Source organism: Opitutales bacterium (genome assembly GCA_013215165.1).
Lineage (GTDB): Bacteria > Verrucomicrobiota > Verrucomicrobiia > Opitutales > JABSRG01 > JABSRG01.
Genome location: JABSRG010000067.1, coordinates 1 through 18,746 on the forward strand (window position 1 = coordinate 1; position 18,746 = coordinate 18,746).

Sequence of the window (18,746 nt, forward strand, 5' to 3'; positions counted from 1 at the left end):
CTGACTTCCTTGATCGGAAGTCCGCCAGAGCCAACCACTTTTTAATTTTTTAGCGCATCCCTATGGGATGGCTGTGATTTCTGGAAATGGTTTTTTTGATTGGCCGAAATCCATCACCATTGGTCGACGCCGAGTTATCTGGGGTTCGAACTATGGGCATACAATCAAGCAATGGATTGGTGATCCATTCGATGAAGAATCAGATTTTCATAAGATCCATGTGACCGATGTCATGCGACATGTGAATGTCCCAGTTGCCCTTTACGGACAACGCGAAGCAGATCACCTCCTCGACGCGGCCACCGACGAACTTAAATTATCGAACACTCCGTATGAAGTGAAAATCTTCGAGCGTGATGAGAACGATTTCGACTCGGTCGAGGAAACCATCGAATACTACGAAGAGGTGGTGCGGCTTCTAGACTGGCTCGTGAAGGAGTCCTAGAAACACGCTAAAAACTGCTCGTAGCTTTTTCCATGAGCGGGATCATCTCGCCTTTGCGGAATAGGGTCACTTGACCGGTGGAACCGGAGACGACGATGGAGATGCAATCGCAGGCGAGGGTTACCGCAGCAGCAGCAGCGTGGCGCGTGCCGAGACCGCTCGGTAGATCGTGCGCATAATCAGGCGCATGGATCAGGGAACCGGCAGTTTCTAAAACGCCATCTCCGCGTACCACAAAGGCACCATCAATCGTTGAGAGCTCTTTGACTGTCTCATCCATGAACGGATTGAGGATGTTCCGGTCTTCATCTTTGTAGCCATAGAACGGATTGAGTACGAGCGGTTTGGTATAGCGCTGGATCGTCTTGGAATCACCGATCACAAAGAGGCAACCAACGGGCTTACCTTCGCGACCCTCGACGGACAGCTCGGTAGCGATTGCAATGATGCGCTCGACCGTCTCGGGCCGGACTGTGGAGGGTAGCACCTGTTCGTCAATTGCCAGCAGGTTGCGGAACTCACGTTCGATATCAACCACGACGATGGAGTCGAACTGATTGCTCTGAGGAATCCCACCGATGCAACAAATACGCCAGTCGGGTTTGAACACGCCGCGGGTTAAACCAATCAACACAGCACTACGCAATTGAGCCAAGCGACTGGACGAAAAAGATCTTACCGTCAGCACTGCATCAATCCCTGGCTGGCTCAAAGCCGCATCACTGCCACCCTGAGTGATCATTACCGTTTTCATCCCGCTAAATTTTCTGGAAATATCAACACCCCCAGCGAAGGTATCCGCAAAAATCAGCATGACAGAGCACTTAGAGCCGCGTGCCACCATCTCCGCTTCTTTTAAAATAAGCCGGTTAAACTTATTATCATGACTCCCGATCTGTGCGCCGCGTCCGGCAAAAACATCACGCACGTCTCGGCGGTATTGAACGAGACCACCCGATCCGTTCAGGCGCTCCATCACCTTGGCGTCTTGGAAAATCCGCGCTAGCGTCGCCAACACGCTCAGGTAGTTGCGCGCAGTTTCATGGGCCAATAACAAAAAGACGTGGCGCACCTCGGCGTATTCACGAGCCCCGTTATACTCCAAGCCTTCGGGGCAACGTCCGACCGCCAAGACGTAGCGACGGCGCATATTGACCCGAACATGAGGCAATACCACGCCCCGCCCAAGATAGGTCGTCATGGTAGCCTCTCGCTCCAACAATTGGTTGAGCAGCTCATCGGAATCGACGTCATCACGCTCGTCGAGGTCCAAGGTCTTCAAGAGCTCCGTCAGCGCACCCTCAAGCGTCGTGCTTTTGAGATCAATGATCCGCTTTTGGGCTATAAATGAATCGAGACGCATGGGAATGTAAAAAACCGACTCTGCACACTACGGATGGTCATAGAGGCAAATCAAGGCCCTGATGTAGAATAAGCTACAAAAGTCTTACAGAGCGATGATTACTCCACGATTGCCAGATTCGTTCCGAGCACCAAGCTCAAGCGATTCTTATGAACTCAGCCGAGATCCGACAGTCCTTCCTCGAGTTTTTCAAAGAGCGTGGCCACACGGTGGTCCCATCAGCCTCTCTGATGCCTGACGCCCCCAACCTGCTCTTCACCAACGCAGGCATGAACCAGTTTGTGCCCTACTTTCTCGGCGAGCGTACAGCCCCCTTCCCACGGGCGGCGGACACGCAAAAATGCATCCGTGCTGGCGGCAAACACAACGACCTGGAAGACGTGGGTCTCGACGCGTATCATCAAACCTTTTTTGAGATGCTGGGAAATTGGTCGTTTGGCGACTATTTCAAAAAAGAAGCCATACACTGGGCATGGGAGCTCATCACTCAGGTGTGGAAATTTCCAAAAAATCGACTGTATGCGACGGTCTATCAGCCGGGCGCTGGCGATCCATCAGAGTTTGATCAGGAAGCCTATGATATTTGGAAAGGAATCTTCTTGGATGAAGGACTCGACCCCGCAGTTCACATCGTCAACGGAGACAAAAAGGACAACTTTTGGATGATGGGCGACACCGGCCCGTGTGGTCCTTGTTCCGAAATCCACGTCGACCTTGCCCCCGAGGGGGATACACGCGGCTCACTTGTTAATGCCGACTCTCCCTGGTGTATCGAAATTTGGAATTTAGTTTTCATTCAGCTGAACGCAAAGGAGGACGGCACGTTTGAACCGCTCCCGGCTAAACATGTCGATACAGGGATGGGCTTCGAACGCGTCGTGGGCATTCTATCTACGACGAAGCAGTTCACAGAGTTCAACTCCCCTCCCTCGAATTATGAGAGTGATCTATTTCAAGACATCTTCAAAGCCATCTCAGAGCTCTGCCCACACACCTACCGGTCCACTCTTCCCGAAAACGGACAAAGCATGTCCGAGCAGGAATCACGCGACTGCGCCTTTCGGGTCATTGCGGACCATATTCGGACCCTTTCCTTCTCCATTGCCGACGGCATCTTACCGGGCAATGAGGGTCGCAACTATGTGTTGCGCCGTATCTTGAGACGCGCAGTGCTCTATGGCAAGAAGCTCGACCTCCCCCAAGGATTTTTCGCTCAACTCGTCGATCCACTCGTTGAAAAAATGAGCGCCGCCTTCCCGGAGCTTAATACTCAACACACTGTTATAAAAAAGGTAATTACCTCAGAAGAGACTGCTTTTGATAAAACGATAGATCGAGGCCTCGCGCTGCTCGAAAAAGTGTTCGCCGAGTCTGAAACGACTAAACAAATCACTGGAGAAAAAGCCTTCGAGCTCTACGACACCTACGGCTTCCCACTCGACCTTACTGAGTTGATCGGACGCGAGCGCGGATACTCAGTTGACCACGATGGTTTCGAAGCGGCGATGGAGCGCCAGCGCCGCATGGCGCGCGCTGCCCAGGTTAAGAGCGCCATCAAGGTCCAGTCTAGCGAGGGCGATGCCTTTAAAACAGATTTCATCGGATATAGTTCATTGTCGGGCGCGGCAAAGACCTTGGCCAGTGTGCCTTACGGTGCCGAGAAGACCGCAATTATTACCGACCGATCGCCCTTCTACGCCGAAATGGGAGGACAAATTGGGGACTCGGGCAGTTTGATTGTTGAGGGTAAAACGTATCGAATCACAGACACCCAGAAAGACGACCAGGGTCAGATTCTTCACCTCTTGGATGGGCAGCATGCCATCGACGATGGCTCAGAGGTCGTTTTGTCAGTCGATGCTGACCGACGCCAGCGTATCGAACGCCATCACTCCGCAGCCCACATTGTCAATTGGGGACTGCGGGAAGTCCTCGGCTCTCACGTACGGCAGGCAGGTTCGCTTGTCGCGGACGATCGCATGCGCTTCGACTTTTCTCACTATGAAGCACTCAGCAATGACGAGCTGGATTCCATTGAGCGGCTCATCAACGCGCGTATTCTTGAAAATGGACTAGTCCAGACTGATGAAATTGCCATTGAGGACAAACCCGACGATGTGGTCGCTGTGTTTGGCGAAAAGTATGGTAACCGCGTGCGAGTCGTCGACATCGGCGGCTTTTCCAAAGAATTGTGCGGGGGCACCCATGTCAGTGCTGCCGGCGAGATTGGGCCGATTAAGTTGCTCGGCGACAGCGGTATTGCGGCAGGAACGCGACGTATTGAGGCGGTCGCTGGCGAATCTGCTCTGGCATGGATTAGCTCGGGCTTCCGCACCTTGGACCAAACAGCAAAAATCCTCTCCTGTCCCATCCATGATGTGGCTGTGCGCATCGAAGCGCTGCTGGAGGAGCGCAAACAACTCGAAAAGAAGATCAAAGCCTTCGAACAGAAAAATGCCGCTGCAGCGGCTGATGATTTAGCGGCGACTGCCCAAGAAAGTTCCGGCATCCAGGTGGTGAAGCAACAGGCTCAGGTAAGTAGCCCCAAAGATCTAAAGAGCTTAGGAGCACAGGTCCTTGAAAAGCTAGATAAGGGTTGTGTGGTCTTAGGTGCTTCAATCGGCGGCAAGGCCTCGGTCGCCGCATTCTGCTCCAAGGAAGCCATTGCAGCCGACTTGAAGGCTGGAGATATCATTCGCCGTCTCACCACAGAATTGGGTGGCAAGGGTGGTGGTAAGCCAGAGTTTGCCATGGGCGGAGGGCAGGATCGTGGGGATTTGGCTCAAATCATCGAAAATTTCGACCTTCAAGGCTGATAAATGGCAGACCCAAGACGTCCCTTTACGCTAAGCCAACGAGATAAAAAGGAACTGCGGGGGCGAGCACAGCGCCTGAAACCTTCTGTTCATCTCGGGCGCAACGGCCTCACAGAGCCTGCCCTATCTGAGCTAGACCGGGCCCTTGCAAAGGATTTATTGATAAAAGTCCGCCTGGAAACTGATCGCGCTACCATGAAAGCCTGGATTCCAGAAATCGAAGCAGCGACTGGCGCAGTCTGTGTCGGTACCGTAGGTTTCACTGCAGCTTTTTACCGCCATTCTAAATAGGAAAAGGCCGCATCAGTATCCGCTTCATGACCCAGCGCTCATTCACAGAAGACCCTCTATTTCGCCGCATCCGCAAGCACGCGAGCCAGCGCTTGGAAGCACACACTTCCAATGATCGCAAAGAGCGGGTGAAGGGTTATAAACGTTTCCTTGAGCTCGAAAAGAAAATGCTGCGCCGCTACCATCGGAATGGTGACAGTGGCATTCGTGTGTCGCGTAGTTTTTCAATTATCATGGATGTGCTGATCGAGAACGTCTTCGTGGACGCCCTCGAGGAACTAAAAGAAAAGCACCCCAAATCCCCCTGTGCCGTCTCGGTTATTGCGACCGGAGGATACGGTCGAGGAGAGCTCTGTCCCCACAGCGACATCGACTTACTGATGCTCTATCCAGATAAGCTGAGCGGAAAACAGAGTAAAGAATTTCAGTCCGATCTCACAGAGGCTATGTTGTACCCGCTTTGGGACCTCGGAATGAAAGTGGGCCACGCCACACGAAACCTCAAAGAGACCATTACTGAGGCAAAGGCGGAGGTAAAATCGAAGAATGCCATCATGGATGCCCGGCTCATCGTCGGTGGCCAGAAGCTCTACGGTAAATTCTACAAGGGCATTCAAAAGTTCCTGAGAAAGGAAGATGCCCAAGAGTATTTGCAGGATCGCTTCCGCTCCCAAAGTGAGCGCCGTCAACAACAGGGCGACACGGTAACCGTCCAGGAACCCGACATTAAAAACGGCGTCGGCGGCCTGCGCGATTATCAGAATCTCCAGTGGATGTGCCGGATCAAGTTTGGCTCGTTTGAACTCAAGGAGTTGCAACAGCGCGGCATTATTACCCGGGCTCAACTGAAAAAACTGGAGACTGCCTACAGCTTTCTCCTCCGCGTGCGCAACGAACTTCATTTCCGCAGCAAACGCGCAACGGACCAGCTCCTTTTGGACAGCCAGCCTCTTGTGGCGTGGAACCTCGGCTATCGTCAGCGAAAAATCATCCATCGGGTGGAGACATTCATGCGCGACTACTACAAGCAAGCGCACTTGATCTATAAGTTCTCCAAATATTTAGAGGGTCTGCTCGTTCAGACTGACCTACCCGGTCGCGCGCCTTTGAGCTTTCGCGATGTCGTTCGAGCTCACCAGCAGGCTCATGAACGGCAACCGCGCTTCGACGGGTTTATTATCCGAGACGGTAAAATCGCAGCCGAGCGCAAGAGCGTCTTTAAGGAGGACCCGGAACGCCTCATTCGCATATTCCGCCACGTCCAACAGTATCAGACAGAGCTGGATTTCGATCTAAAACTCCTCATTGAAACCAGTTTACCTCTCATTGATCGACACGTCATCGAGAGTTCGTCAGCGAACGCGTCTTTCCGCGCAATTTTGCAAACAGCGGGTGAAGTATACCCGGCGTTGACTAAGATGAACGAGACCTGCGTTTTGGCGAAATTCATGCCGGAATGGGAGAAAATGTACTGCCTCGTGCAACACGAGTATTACCATCGCTATACGGCAGACACCCATACACTCAGGACGATCCGCGAGCTCGACATCATTTTCACCTCACGAGATCGAGAGTCCAATACCTACCGCGATGCGCTGCGCGAAACTCAATTTCCTCGGTTACTCTACCTGATCCTGTTGCTGCACGATATTGGCAAAGGGATTGCGATCCGCAACCACGCGATCAACGGAGTAGCCATCGCCGCTCCCATTTTAGAGCGCATGGAAGTGCCGGGTGAAATGCGCGAGCAAATCCTTTTCATCATCCAAAATCACCTCGAAATGGCACGCTTTTCGCAGAGATACGATTTGGATGACCCCAGAACTGCCGAATCTTTTGCCGAATTCGTTGGCGACCCAGATAAGCTCGCCTACCTTTTTGTGCACACATACTGCGATGCCCGCGGCACAGCAGAAGGGCTCTGGAACGGCTTCAAAGACGGTCTCCATTCACGACTCTACAGGGACACGCTCCGTGTTCTTAAAAATAAGTCAGCGTTTGCCAAAGAAAACCGAGAGCGAAAGATGATCGTTTACAACGAGATACGGGAGAAGCACTTCGACGACATCTCCCGGGATGAGATAGAAGCCCATTTCAGTCTTCTCCCAGAGCGTTACTTCCTGCATCACAGCGCACGCGAAGTGGAACTCCATATTCGAATGATCCACAGCCTCCTGACCAATATTCAGGAAGCCGATTCACTCGGCTCGCTGGTTCCGGTCATCGATTGGGAGAATGATCAAGACCGTAGCATGACGGTGGTAAACGTCGTAACCTGGGACCGTGCGGGACTCTTTTACAAGCTGGCCGGAGCCTTCGCCTTAGCTGGGCTCAACATCATCAGTTCAAAAGCAATTTCTCGCACGGACCACATCACTATCGACACATTCTACGTCGTCGTACCGGGCGGAGGTGCAGTAACTGACGACAGGCCCAGAAAAATCTTCGAAGAGGCGGTGACCCATGCTCTCTTGCATAACAAAAATTTACTTCCGGAGATCAATGAGCAGGCTCGAAAAATTGAAGCCAAGAAGCGAAAGAGCTATAAATCGACCGAACAGCTTGAGGCGCCGATCACACCGCGTGTTGAAGTTTTTCATGAGCTCTCCCTGCGCCGAACTATCATCGAGGTAAAGGCGAATGACCGGCTGGGCTTACTCTACGAACTCACCCGATCCCTATATGAGAGCGGCTTCGACATCACCTTTGCACGCATATCAACGGAACGGGGTGTGGCGATCGACACCTTTTACATAGAAAGCGTTAACCCAGGCCAGAAGACCGATACTTCTAATTTGCTCACTCTCCGCGAATCTTTGAATGATTTGGTAGTGAGCAGAGAATCGCACCAGGCTGCCGACGCCTCCTAACCTGCGCCCTCGGCTATGCGACTTCAACGCTCCGATTACACGGCGATTGATGCGCTTTATCGCATCTCAAGTATCGTCAATGGCACCGAAGATCCTACGGAAGCGCTCAACATCATCCTAGACGAGGTAGTGAGTGTCCTCAAAGCTTCAAGCGCTTCTATTTCTCTGATCAACCCAGAGACAAATACGCTGAACATTGAGGTAAACACCGGGCTTCCGGCCGACCGCACCTCGATGTCCCTCCCATTAGGAAAAGGCATCACCGGCTGGGTCGCTCAAAGAGGCGAACCTGCATTGGTGGCTGATGTTTCGAAAGAGAGCCGCTATGTGGCTGTAAAATCATCTATTCGTTCTGAAATGGCGGTACCAATGGAGGATCAGGGTACGGTGATCGGTGTCGTGAATGTTGATTCGGAAGAGATTGGTGCGTTCAGCGAGCAAGACCTCAAGCTCCTTACTTTGCTCACCAACGAAGCTGCGAAGGTAGTCTCTCGCCTATGGATCATCCGCCAGCTTAAAGCCAAGGCGTCTCAGCTCCAGAGTCTCATCAATATTGCTGGCCGCATGGTAGCTAAGACAGAATTGGCAGAGATTCTCGTCGATATCGTACGCGAATCACGACGCCTCTTTAAATGCCGAATGTGTGCGCTCTATCTACTCAGTCCAGATGGAAAACAACTGAGTCTCAAAGCCTTGGTCGGAGATGATGATGAGACGATCTCTTTCAGCGAAACATTGGCCCTACCCGATTGTGTTATGGGCACTGTCGTGCATCTACAAAAACCAGTCGAAACAGCTAGTGTAACGCGCACAGAAGAACATCATTTTGCTGCATTTGAGCAACGCGATGCGCTCCATGCCATGCTGTCCGTCCCCGTGACTTTCGAGGAAGAACCCATCGGCGTGCTCAATGCCTATACCGGGCATCCACATAGATTTAATAATGACGAAAAGCGGCTTTTGAGCACTGTGGGACAGCTTGGAGCAGTCGCGATCCAAAATGCGCGTCTCTACAATCGTGTCTTTTCCAGTGAAGAGAGCCTCAGCAAGACCGAAAAACTGACGACCCTCGGCCTACTGGCCGCCGAGATAGCCCATGAGATCCGCAATCCGCTGACAGTTATTAAACTGCTTTTCGATGCGATGGACTTACAGTTTCCAGATCATGATGTTCGACGCCAAGATGCCACCGTCATCTCGGAGAAGCTAAATCAGCTTGAAGAAATCGTAAGCCGCGTCCTGCAATTTGGCAAAACACGGCAAGACATGCACGCCCGCTGGGAAGTCGACGCCGTTATCGAAGACACCATTCTTCTGGTGCGCCTGAAGCTGAAACAAAACCGTATTGCGATTATACACAAAGCATCGACCCACCCACTCCATGTCCAGTGCAACAAAGGTCAAATTCAACAAATGCTGCTGAATCTGATATTGAACGCCACTGAAGCGATTATTCAGAAAAGTGGAGCGCAGGGCCGTGCATCCCATAGCCGTATCACGATTGATACCTCGCAGCGAGAAATCGCGGGCGTAGACATGGCATACGTTACAATGAAAGACTCGGGAGCCGGAATCGCTGAGGAGATCCGAGAGCATATCTTTGACTCGTTCCTCACCGGCAAAAAAGACGGCACTGGGCTCGGCTTGGCTATTTGCAAACGCATTTTGAAGAGCCACCGGGGTGACATCGAGTTAATCGACTCAGGACCCGACGGTACGACTTTCGCTTTTTGGCTGCCGATCGCGTAATCAGCCCGACGGCAATCGCCCTCGCGATCACCCTTCAAAACGTCATTGCGCCTGGCACTCCTGGTCTCCCCCCTGAAGAGCATGGATGAATCTAGCTTGAAATGCGCGCACCCGAGGTGCATTGCCTGATGTGATTATCCAACCCTCGCCTTGATACCCTTTCCAGAAGACATGCGCACACTATTTATCCTCGTCATCGCCCTTAATCTCCTTTCAGCCAGCGAGCCCTATGCTCGCTTTGATTCCGAGATGATCGATGAATCATCCGGCTTTGTAAAAAGCAGACAATATGAAGACGTCTATTGGACCCATAATGATTCCGGTGATGATCCGCGTATCTTTGCCGTAGATCGCTCGGGAGCGCTCATCTCGCCTGATTGGGCTAAACGTTACGCGGGTCTGCGGATCCCTGATGCTGTAAACATTGATTGGGAAGCTATAGCAATCGATGACCGTGGGCATATTGCCATCGGAGCCTTCGGGAATAATGGTAACGCGCGACAAGATCTGGCTCTATACATCCTGACGGAACCAAACCCGCGAGCTATCACCAAAACCCGCACGCTTAAACAAATCCGCTTTCGCTATCCCGACCAAGACGCGTTTCCTCCAAAGCTGCGCAACTACGACGCTGAAGCTCTTTTCTTCGCAAACGGCAAATACCATATCATCAGTAAGAACCGCAGTGAGGGCCCAGCAAAGCTCTACACATTCGACAATTTGGACCCGATCGAAATCAACACACTACGCCTCGCCGAAACCTTTGAATTTGATGAAAAAGTAACCGGTGCTGACTATTCTGAGGAGCATCAAGCCCTCGCTGTCCTCACCTACACCTCCGCCTGGATTTTTCACTCGGAAGGATCGCGATTCTTCAGCGCTGATCCTATCAGAATTTCCCTCGAAAACACGAAACAATGTGAGGCAATCGCATTCGATGGGGATAAATAATTATCACAAACGAACAAGCAGAGCTTTTTGAATTTCCCTTTGCAAGCCGCTGAGAGCCGGGATCCGCAAGCTCAGACTCAACATTATCTTTCTTGAGTTCTGTGCAAATTCCGATTTCACCATATTTAGTGGAACCCTTCCTGCTGGGCTACACGACACAAACTACACACTATGAAACCTAACAAACTACAAAGCACTGCACTCTCCATATCGCTGGCCGCTGCTTCCGTTCTCTCCGCACAGGAAGAGGAAGAGATGATGGTCCTCGAAGTGATGGAGGGTTCGGGAGTAGCGATCGAAGAGAGCGTTCTCCCCACGACGCGACCATTCAATTCCGTCTATGGAACGGATCGCTCGATCCTCGAAACTCCTAGAAATGTCACCATCATCTCCCGTGAGCAGCTAGATGCTATAGCGATTAAGGATGTGCGCGACTTCACCAAACTGACATCGTCTTCATACACCAAGACAAACTTTGGTGCCCCCTCGACTCCTAACCTGCGTGGTGACGAATCAGACCTATACGTCAACGGAATGCGCCGCGGTCTATCTACCAACGGAAATGGACTGCCCATCAACTTTAACTCCGTCGAGTCGGTAAACATCGTCAAGGGCCCCGCTGGTTCAGTCTACGGCACCACTAACTACATAGGTGGTTACGCAGATTTGATCACCAAACGCCCCTACTTTGACGCTCCTGCTGGTGAGATCTCAGTGAGTGTAGCTCAGTATGACCAATATACGTGGAGCCTCGACTACGGCGCCCCCATTAGCGAAACCCTTGCATTTCGTGTGTCCTATGAGGGCAAAGAGTGGGACGGCTTCCACGAATTTTGGAAGAACAACTCTCACGCCCTCTACGGAGCCCTAACATGGCGCCCTAATGAGAACTACACCCTTGAAATCATGGGGGAATATTTTCAGGCAGATTACACCGAAAACTGGGGTGTAAATCGTGTGACGCAGGACTTGATCGACAACGGTCGTTATGTCATCAACAGCCAAACAGATGCTGAGTATGCTGCTTATGTAGCAACACTGGGTAACGGCAACTCGGTCTTCACTGGCGGGACCCCTGGTGTCGATTTCGCTTCTGTGTTTGGAGGCGCCGGGTTCGCGACTATCGTTCCCACCGATGGAACGACTGTTCCAGTCGACCGCAGTTGGAAATTGGCTGCTCCAGGAGACGATTCATTTGGTCGCTTCCTTTGGGCTCAGGCTATTCAAACCTACGATACCGGTGACTATGAAATCGTGAACAACACGCTTTTCCAATATCGCGACCGCGATACATTCAGCTCTTACCACTACTCAGAGTTGATGCGGGACAATTGGACGCTCACTAACCGCACGGAGTTCCGCACTGCCTACGATCTCACCGAAATGATCTCCATCGACTGGAATATCGGTCTGCGCTATCACTACCAAGACGTCTGGTCAGTTAACCACTTCTTCAACGAGCCCGCTAACTTCTGGGATTTGACTCGTGATCCTGACACACGCCGTGTGCCAGACCAAGGCTTTGCTGGATTCCCTATTATTCCCGACCAAGAGCCTCGTGGCATCTTGAGTAACTGGTATTATGGAGGCACCGGTGCCGATACACAGACATTTATGGTCGGTCCTTTCGCTCAGGCAGATATCCGCTTCGGCGATAAAGTGAGCCTCATCGCTGGTTACACTACCGACTACATCGAAACCAAACAGTCCGACCCCGTGACCGGTGCCGATGAGCTTGAAGGAGACGGTTGGTTGCCAAACTGGAATGTCAGTGGCGTCTACAACGTTACCGAAGGCGTGTCAGTCTATGCTACCTACAACTTCAACGAAGTAATCGCCAGTGACACTGGAGGACGTATCGATGTTCAAGACTTCGATAACGCTCCTGAAAGCGAACTGATCGAGTTCGGAGTTAAATTCAGCCTCCTCGAAGATACACTCTTCATCGGAGCTGCATACTTCGACTTCAACAACATCACTGTGAACCAAGACGGTTCAGTCGATGAGCGTGAATTCGAAGGTTTCGAAATCGAGGCAAACTACCAGCCGAACCCAAACCTATGGTTGACTGTAGGATACTCTTATATCGACTCTCAACGTACTGCAGGTTTCTTCGCCTCGCCTTACACGATCGACCGTGCTGATGAAACTGGAGGATATTATGTGTCACCTCTGTTCCAAAGCCCTGATGGTTTCGTAGAAAACCCTGGTGTTCCCGAGCATACAGTCAATGCGCTAGTGAGCTACAAATGGGACAATGGATTTGGCCTTCGTGCAGGATTCCAAGGCTGGGGAGAGATGAACTCCGGCTACGGAGGTTACCCTATCTCAGTATTCGATGTGACGGATTTCTTCGGCAATGGATCGTTCGAAATCGAGGCAAACACGGCGCGGCTCCCCTTCCAGTATGAGATCGACCTAACAGCGTTTTACGAATACGAAAACTGGTTCTTCAAAGCGACCGTCTACAATGTGACCGACGAGGATAACTGGGATGTAAACAATTCCGGTTACGGCAACGGTTCCATCGTGGCACGTGCCCCAGCACGCTGGGAAGGCACAGTTACCTACACTTGGTAAATTAAAGGAACAAGGCTGAGGGCTATTCGACCTCACCTCCTCTATATCTCTTTTGATCCTTTAGCCCCGGTCGATCCGACCGGGGCTTTTTCGTACCAATCTGCGAGCGACCAAGCAGCAAAGAGAATCACTTACAATTGAACGTCCTCGCTTTTACTTCGTCTGAGACGGCAGTCCATCCTCCGCATGTATCGCTGCGTTACTCTTGTATTCTTCTTAATTACCCTCTGTTTAGCTTCATTGCGTGCGCAGGATTCTACACCTGCTGGCTTCCCGTTCGCGCCTGGAGAAAAGCTCTATTATTCCCTCAAATGGGGCCCTTTTATGGTCGGTGAGGCTATACTCGAGGTTGTCGATATCGTAGATGAATTTGGAGAACCTGCCTACCACATCACTTTTGATGTGCGCACGAATGACTTCGCTGACAATTTTTACCGCGTACGTATCCTCATCGAGAGCTACCCGAATCTCGATATGACGCGCAGCACTCACTACCGCAGTGATCAGAAAGAAGGTGACGAGGATAAGAGCTTTGATGTCACCTTTGATTGGGAGAACCAGACGATCATCCGGGATGAAGGGGATAAAACCCGCGATCCACTGCATCCTGAGCATCCACTACACGACCCGCTATCGATACTGTTCTATTTCCGCACCCTGGATTTGGGCACGCATACCAGCATCCCACTCCCGGCGACCGATGGTAAGAGAATGATCGATGTCGATGCCGCAGTCATCGGATCCGAACAGATCAAAGTCCATGCAGGGACCTTCGATACCATCCGAATCCAACCCAATCTTAAAGACCTCGGCGGTGTATTCAAAAAGAGTAAAGATGCGGCTATGGACATCTGGTTTAGTGATGACGAGTTTCGCTATCCCGTCCGCCTAAAGTCGAAAGTACGTGTCGGTAGTTTTCGAGCAGACCTGCGACGTATCGAGCGCGACGGTGAAATAATAGAGATTTCTGATGACCCAGATCACAGCGATACATCAAAGAGCAGTAGACGTTCACGGGCACGACGCTAGTTTGTTAGAAAGAAAATGGATAAAAGACTTCGCTGGCTTCTCATCGGCATAGCCACCCTTACCGTCGCGGCGGGATTGATTCTATATCCTTACATCCCTCAATTCATCGAAACTGCGAAAGAGTGGGCAAACTCCCTGCGGACAGTGCTTACCGTCGTGCCTCTTTGGCTCTACGCATTGGCATTTGCCATCCTCCCGTCCCTGGGCTTCCCACTCACCTTCTTTTATTTATCCACTCCCCTGATGATTGAGAATGTTGCGCTCGCGATCGTTTTTGCGCTTTCTTGTGTGCTTGTAAACTCAGGTGTAACGTATGCTCTGGGCCGCTATCTTGTCAGATCTTGGGCTAACAGACTCTTGGAGAGAAGGTCTGTTCGCATCCCTGAAATTTCAGCCAACAATGAGAATAGTATTAACCTGCTTGTACGCGCCTCCCCGATTCCTTGGCTTTTGCAGAATCTGGTTTTGGCCATCGGAGGGGTTAGATTTATTCCCTACCTCTTTTGGACACTCATCATCCAAAGCATCGCCGGCAGCACCTTCATCATTGGCGGTGACTCTGCCTTGGACGGAAATTGGATGATCATGTTCGCAGCTGCAGCCACGTTCGCCGCTGTTTCTTTGGGTTTTTCAACGTGGAGAAAAAAAATGGCAAACCGCGAAAAAGCAGCGTGATACCATGCCACTGATCATAACCTAGCGCAGTTCAAGTCCTTCGCTGTCGTCTCCACGCGGCCGCGGTTGTACCCTGTGACAACTTGAATGCTCGCGAAAATGCGGCTCCACAGCTGTACCCGACCGCAATCCCTATCGACTCCAACGAGAGCTCAGTCTCCTCCATGAGCTGCATCGCACGTTGCATCCTCAACTCGCTGAAATAAACCTGTGGGCTCTGTCGGGCTTCTTCCGTGAACAACCGGCGGAAATGAGCTAACGACATGCCTAAGGCATCTGCAGTTTCAGCCACCCCTACGCCCAGATGAAGATGCTCCCGGAACCACGCAACTCCATCCGAGATCTGATGTCGACTGCTTCTTCGCTTCGTAACAGTAACATTGGGTTTGTCTAAATAGGACCCCAAAGTCCACAGAACGCGTTGAGAGAGGATGAGCCTGTTTCCACCCGACCGCATCATACGTCGCGTATGCTGTGCAAGCTGAGTGAGGTCCATACAGTCTTGCTCAGATAGCTCTGTTATCGAGTAGGGAACGGAAGACAGATTCAGGCTGCTCATAATTGGATTCGGAAGGGAATCAAAATGAAATACTACTATCTCACAGGACTCCCCTCGCTCTCCGCCCCAGCCGTGTGCATATTCAGCAGGGAACACACATAACGACCCGCTTAACAACTTACGTTCACCACCTCCATCTAGGAGTAACTTACAGGAACCAGAGGTCACCACTTGGAATTCCCACCGGCTGCGGCGATATGGATACAAGGGATTTTCGCCGTAAAGACGCAACCCATAGTTTGTGTAAAAGAGCCCAGAATACTCCATGAGCGATTATGTTAAATATAACGAAGTATCAGTCAATGACTTAGCAGATATTGATCATGTATGTTTCCTACATGTTAAATTCTACACTTAGCAAATACCCTCTCGGACTATGCGGAACACTGAGCCAACTTAAATCTGTTGAAGATCTTGGCTTTGATTATCTGGAGCCGGCTGTCATGGAGCTGCTGAAACCTTTCGAGGACGATCAAGTTTTCCACGATAGCCTCAAAGAGATCCATTCATTCAGCACCCCTTTTAAGGCCTGTAATTGTTTCATCCCCGGAAATATGAAGCTCTGCGGCGCGATAGATACCCTGCAACAAAGAAAATACGTCGAAACAGCATTAAGACGTGCTGAATCCTTGGGAATCAAGACCATCGTGTTTGGCTCGGGAAAAGCGCGCAACGTGCCTGAAGGATTAGATCGTTCAATTGCTCGCGAGCAGATTATTGAATTCGCTGCAATCGCTGCCGAAGTGGCTGCTCAACATGGAGTCACAATTGTCGTCGAGCCCCTGAACCACCGCGAGTGTAATATTCTAAATACCCTCAGTGAATCGGCCGAAGTAGTTGAATCGGTCAATCACCCAAATTTACGGCTCCTGATAGATACCTTTCACCTGTTCGTAGATGATGATTCCGTTGAGGATATTATTCGTTACGGATCACTTATCCATCATGTGCATGTCGCCACGGGTGACAATCGCCTACCTCCAAATGCTGAACCCTGTAATTTTGATCCAGTTTTGGAAGCTTTAGAAAAGATAGAATACGCAGGCTCTGTCTCGATTGAGGCCAGATGGAATCCGGAGCACCTGCCGCAAGCTCTTGATTTCATGCGAGGCATGATAAAGTAACGGCGGCGAAGGTTCTGCCCTTCTTCTCTTGCCGAGGATAGAAAATAACTCAGCCTTGGGGGAATAATGCTCTCTAAACTGAGTCGCTACATCCACCCTATGAATTGTTATGCCCTGGCAGCGACAATCCTAACTCAATCCTTAGCCGTAGCTCAGAGAAGCGACATCATCCCTGGTATCGATTACATGCCGCCGGGAGATTTGGAACAAGTCCAAGCAATGGTTCCAGGCGCAGAAACACTCGATGGTGGGATACGCTTTCGAGTCGATGCACCCGGTAAAGGTTCATACATAGAAAAGGGCAACCGTGTCGAAGCTGTCTACACAGGCCGCCTACTCAATGGAAAGATCTTCAACCGCAAGTCGATTAGCTATCACACCTACTGGTTTACAGTAGGCGCCGAACCGCGTCAGATCATCCGTGGCTGGGAGCGCGTCATGCCACTCATGCAAGAAGGAGGTCGCTACACCGTCGCGATTCCAGCCCATTTCGCCTACCGCGAAAAAGGGCGCCGTGGACAGGTCCCTCCCCACGCTACAGTCGTGTTTGAGATCGAGATCTTGACGGTGAGACGGTGAGACAAGAAGCGACATTTCGGCGTTAGCGATCATCCAAGCTCAATCGGTCACACCCTACCTTGAATCCACGAAAAAGAATCTGAGCCAATCCCTCAAATCTGCGGAGACATAAGCATTTTGTGCATCCCGTCGAGATCGCGTTCGTATCCTACCCAATCTCGATTACGATCGTCATTTAACATGAAAAGTCGAATGTGGGTATTAACCACAACGGCTACCCTAGCGGCGGCGGAGCGCCGCTGCTACAATTCTTCCTCTTTAGCTGTTTATCAGCTTTCATTCGCGAATGCTCCTCACCTGGACCCGTTTGCGCCTCTTCTGGCGGACTACAAACGCATCAGATCAGCAGTCTCTTCAGCTTTGCGCATGACGCGCAGGAAGTTTTCACCCCAAAGCTTCGCAATATCGCTCTCGGAGTAGCCGCGGCGCACAAGTTCGAGAGTAATCTGGCCCATTTCGCTGATGTCCATGACTTCGTTGACACCTCCACCTCCGTCAAAGTCCATCCCGATGCCCACATGATCAATACCAGCTACTTTAACAGCATGGTCCACATGGTCGATAAAGTCTGCTAGTGAGGCGCGTGGCTGCGGAAACTTCCCCTCGATGTCCGCGCGACGACGCTGAATCTCTTTCCGCTTCTCTGGATCTGTGATGGTCCACCAGCGAGGAAACTCGGCACTGAAAGCCTCCATAGCAGCTTGGCGATCGGGTGATGCTTCCGGTAACTCCGCCAGATACGCACTGTATCCGTTGATCTGAATCACACCACCATTCTCAGCAAGGGCTTTCAGCATATCGTCCTTTAAATTCCGCGGGTGTGAAAAAACGGCGTCGACGGAAGAATGACTGGCAATAATTGGCGCAGTTGAAACTTCAATCGAATCCCAGAAGGTCTCGTCCGATGTGTGGGATACATCAACAACGATCCCGAGTCGGTTCATCTCTTTCACAACGTCGAAACCAAGTTCACTCAGACCTCCATGCTCCGGGCCGTTAGGATCGGTCGACGAATCAGCAATGTCGTTGTTCGTGAAGTGACAAAGCGTGATATAACGCACGCCCATTGTATAAAATTCGCTGAGCAAACTCAGATCATTTCCCACTGGATATCCGTTCTCAATTCCGATGTAGATCGCACGTTTGCCAGCCTTTTCAATTCGATAGGCCGCATCTGCCGTGGTAGCCAATGCCACGATGTCGCTGTTTTCCTCTATAGCAGAATGAACTTTTTCAATCATCGCTACAGCACGCTCTTTGGCCGCTCCATTTCCCTCCGGAGTGCGTGGGCCCTGGGAAACGAAACAGGCGAAAAAGACCCCATCCATGCCACCTTCGATCATACGAGGAAAATCCACCTGGGCCATGTCCGGGACCCACTGGTGGCGCTCAGCCACATCCAGACCACGCATCATGACCATCGGCGTGTCAGCGTGGGTGTCCATAGTAAGAACACGCTCGTGTATTTCAGCAGCCTTACGTGCGAGATCGAGCTCCGATATCTCCGCTTGAACTAAACCAGGTAAACTTACCGAGAGACAGAAAAGGAAGAGGGAAAAATATTTGTTTTTAGGCATTATACAGAGTTAGCAAAGCTCGCGCCAGGCATTGGCCCTCCTCCAGAGATCTATACCTTAGTTCACAGCCATCCCATAAGACCTGATGGCGGAGATCAAACCTGAGTATTGATGGGCTGTAGCGGTTGATCGTGTCTA

At 51.3% G+C, this 18,746-nt stretch carries 14 protein-coding genes; 11 read left to right on the top strand and 3 right to left on the bottom strand.

Annotated elements, in window-relative coordinates:
* Positions 1–67: 67 nt before the first annotated feature.
* Complete coding sequence (locus HRU10_13015) at positions 68–445, top strand: hypothetical protein (protein ID NRA28151.1); 378 nt, start codon at positions 68–70, stop codon at positions 443–445.
* 7 nt (positions 446–452) lie between these two features.
* Here the strand turns inward: HRU10_13015 and HRU10_13020 are convergent, their stop codons facing one another.
* Entirely contained in the window at positions 453–1,808 is a 1,356-nt protein-coding gene (locus HRU10_13020; GenBank protein NRA28152.1) for a DNA integrity scanning protein DisA nucleotide-binding domain protein, read from the bottom strand.
* A gap of 149 nt (positions 1,809–1,957) precedes the next feature.
* Here HRU10_13020 and alaS point away from each other — a divergent pair, with 149 nt between their 5' ends.
* The 8 genes from alaS (at position 1,958) to HRU10_13060 (ending at position 14,769) form a co-directional block, all read left to right on the top strand.
* Positions 1,958–4,624 (top strand): alanine--tRNA ligase, encoded by a 2,667-nt coding sequence (gene alaS / locus HRU10_13025; GenBank protein NRA28153.1) that lies wholly within the window; start codon positions 1,958–1,960, stop codon positions 4,622–4,624.
* 3 nt (positions 4,625–4,627) lie between these two features.
* On the top strand, positions 4,628–4,915 hold the full coding sequence (locus HRU10_13030; protein ID NRA28154.1) for a YhbY family RNA-binding protein: 288 nt from the start codon (positions 4,628–4,630) through the stop codon (positions 4,913–4,915).
* A gap of 26 nt (positions 4,916–4,941) precedes the next feature.
* The gene (gene glnD / locus HRU10_13035; protein NRA28155.1) at positions 4,942–7,785 is read left to right on the top strand and encodes a [protein-PII] uridylyltransferase; all 2,844 of its coding nucleotides are present in this window, start codon (positions 4,942–4,944) and stop codon (positions 7,783–7,785) included.
* Positions 7,786–7,800: 15 nt separating this feature from the next.
* Positions 7,801–9,534, top strand: a complete 1,734-nt coding sequence (locus HRU10_13040) for a GAF domain-containing protein (protein ID NRA28156.1) — start codon at positions 7,801–7,803, stop codon at positions 9,532–9,534.
* Between the two features lie 171 nt (positions 9,535–9,705).
* Positions 9,706–10,485 carry a hypothetical protein gene (locus HRU10_13045; protein ID NRA28157.1) on the top strand — a complete coding sequence of 260 codons (780 nt, stop codon included), beginning with the start codon at positions 9,706–9,708 and terminating at the stop codon, positions 10,483–10,485.
* A 171-nt stretch (positions 10,486–10,656) separates the two neighbouring features.
* Positions 10,657–13,065, top strand: coding sequence for a TonB-dependent receptor (locus HRU10_13050; protein NRA28158.1), 2,409 nt, complete (start codon positions 10,657–10,659; stop codon positions 13,063–13,065).
* A 186-nt stretch (positions 13,066–13,251) separates the two neighbouring features.
* Positions 13,252–14,094 (top strand): DUF3108 domain-containing protein, encoded by an 843-nt coding sequence (locus HRU10_13055; protein ID NRA28159.1) that lies wholly within the window; start codon positions 13,252–13,254, stop codon positions 14,092–14,094.
* Between the two features lie 15 nt (positions 14,095–14,109).
* On the top strand, positions 14,110–14,769 hold the full coding sequence (locus HRU10_13060) for a hypothetical protein (protein ID NRA28160.1): 660 nt from the start codon (positions 14,110–14,112) through the stop codon (positions 14,767–14,769).
* Between the two features lie 31 nt (positions 14,770–14,800).
* On the opposite strand, the gene HRU10_13065 is transcribed toward HRU10_13060, so the two are convergent.
* Positions 14,801–15,328, bottom strand: coding sequence for a helix-turn-helix transcriptional regulator (locus tag HRU10_13065; protein NRA28161.1), 528 nt, complete (start codon positions 15,326–15,328; stop codon positions 14,801–14,803).
* Between the two features lie 338 nt (positions 15,329–15,666).
* Between HRU10_13065 and HRU10_13070 the strand changes: the two genes are divergently transcribed.
* Complete coding sequence (locus HRU10_13070) at positions 15,667–16,452, top strand: sugar phosphate isomerase/epimerase (protein ID NRA28162.1); 786 nt, start codon at positions 15,667–15,669, stop codon at positions 16,450–16,452.
* Between the two features lie 66 nt (positions 16,453–16,518).
* Positions 16,519–17,031, top strand: a complete 513-nt coding sequence (locus HRU10_13075) for an FKBP-type peptidyl-prolyl cis-trans isomerase (GenBank protein ID NRA28163.1) — start codon at positions 16,519–16,521, stop codon at positions 17,029–17,031.
* Positions 17,032–17,357: 326 nt separating this feature from the next.
* Here the strand turns inward: HRU10_13075 and HRU10_13080 are convergent, their stop codons facing one another.
* A complete protein-coding gene (locus HRU10_13080) occupies positions 17,358–18,608 on the bottom strand; it encodes a membrane dipeptidase (protein NRA28164.1) in 1,251 nt (416 codons plus the stop codon).
* Between the last annotated feature and the right edge of the window lie 138 nt (positions 18,609–18,746).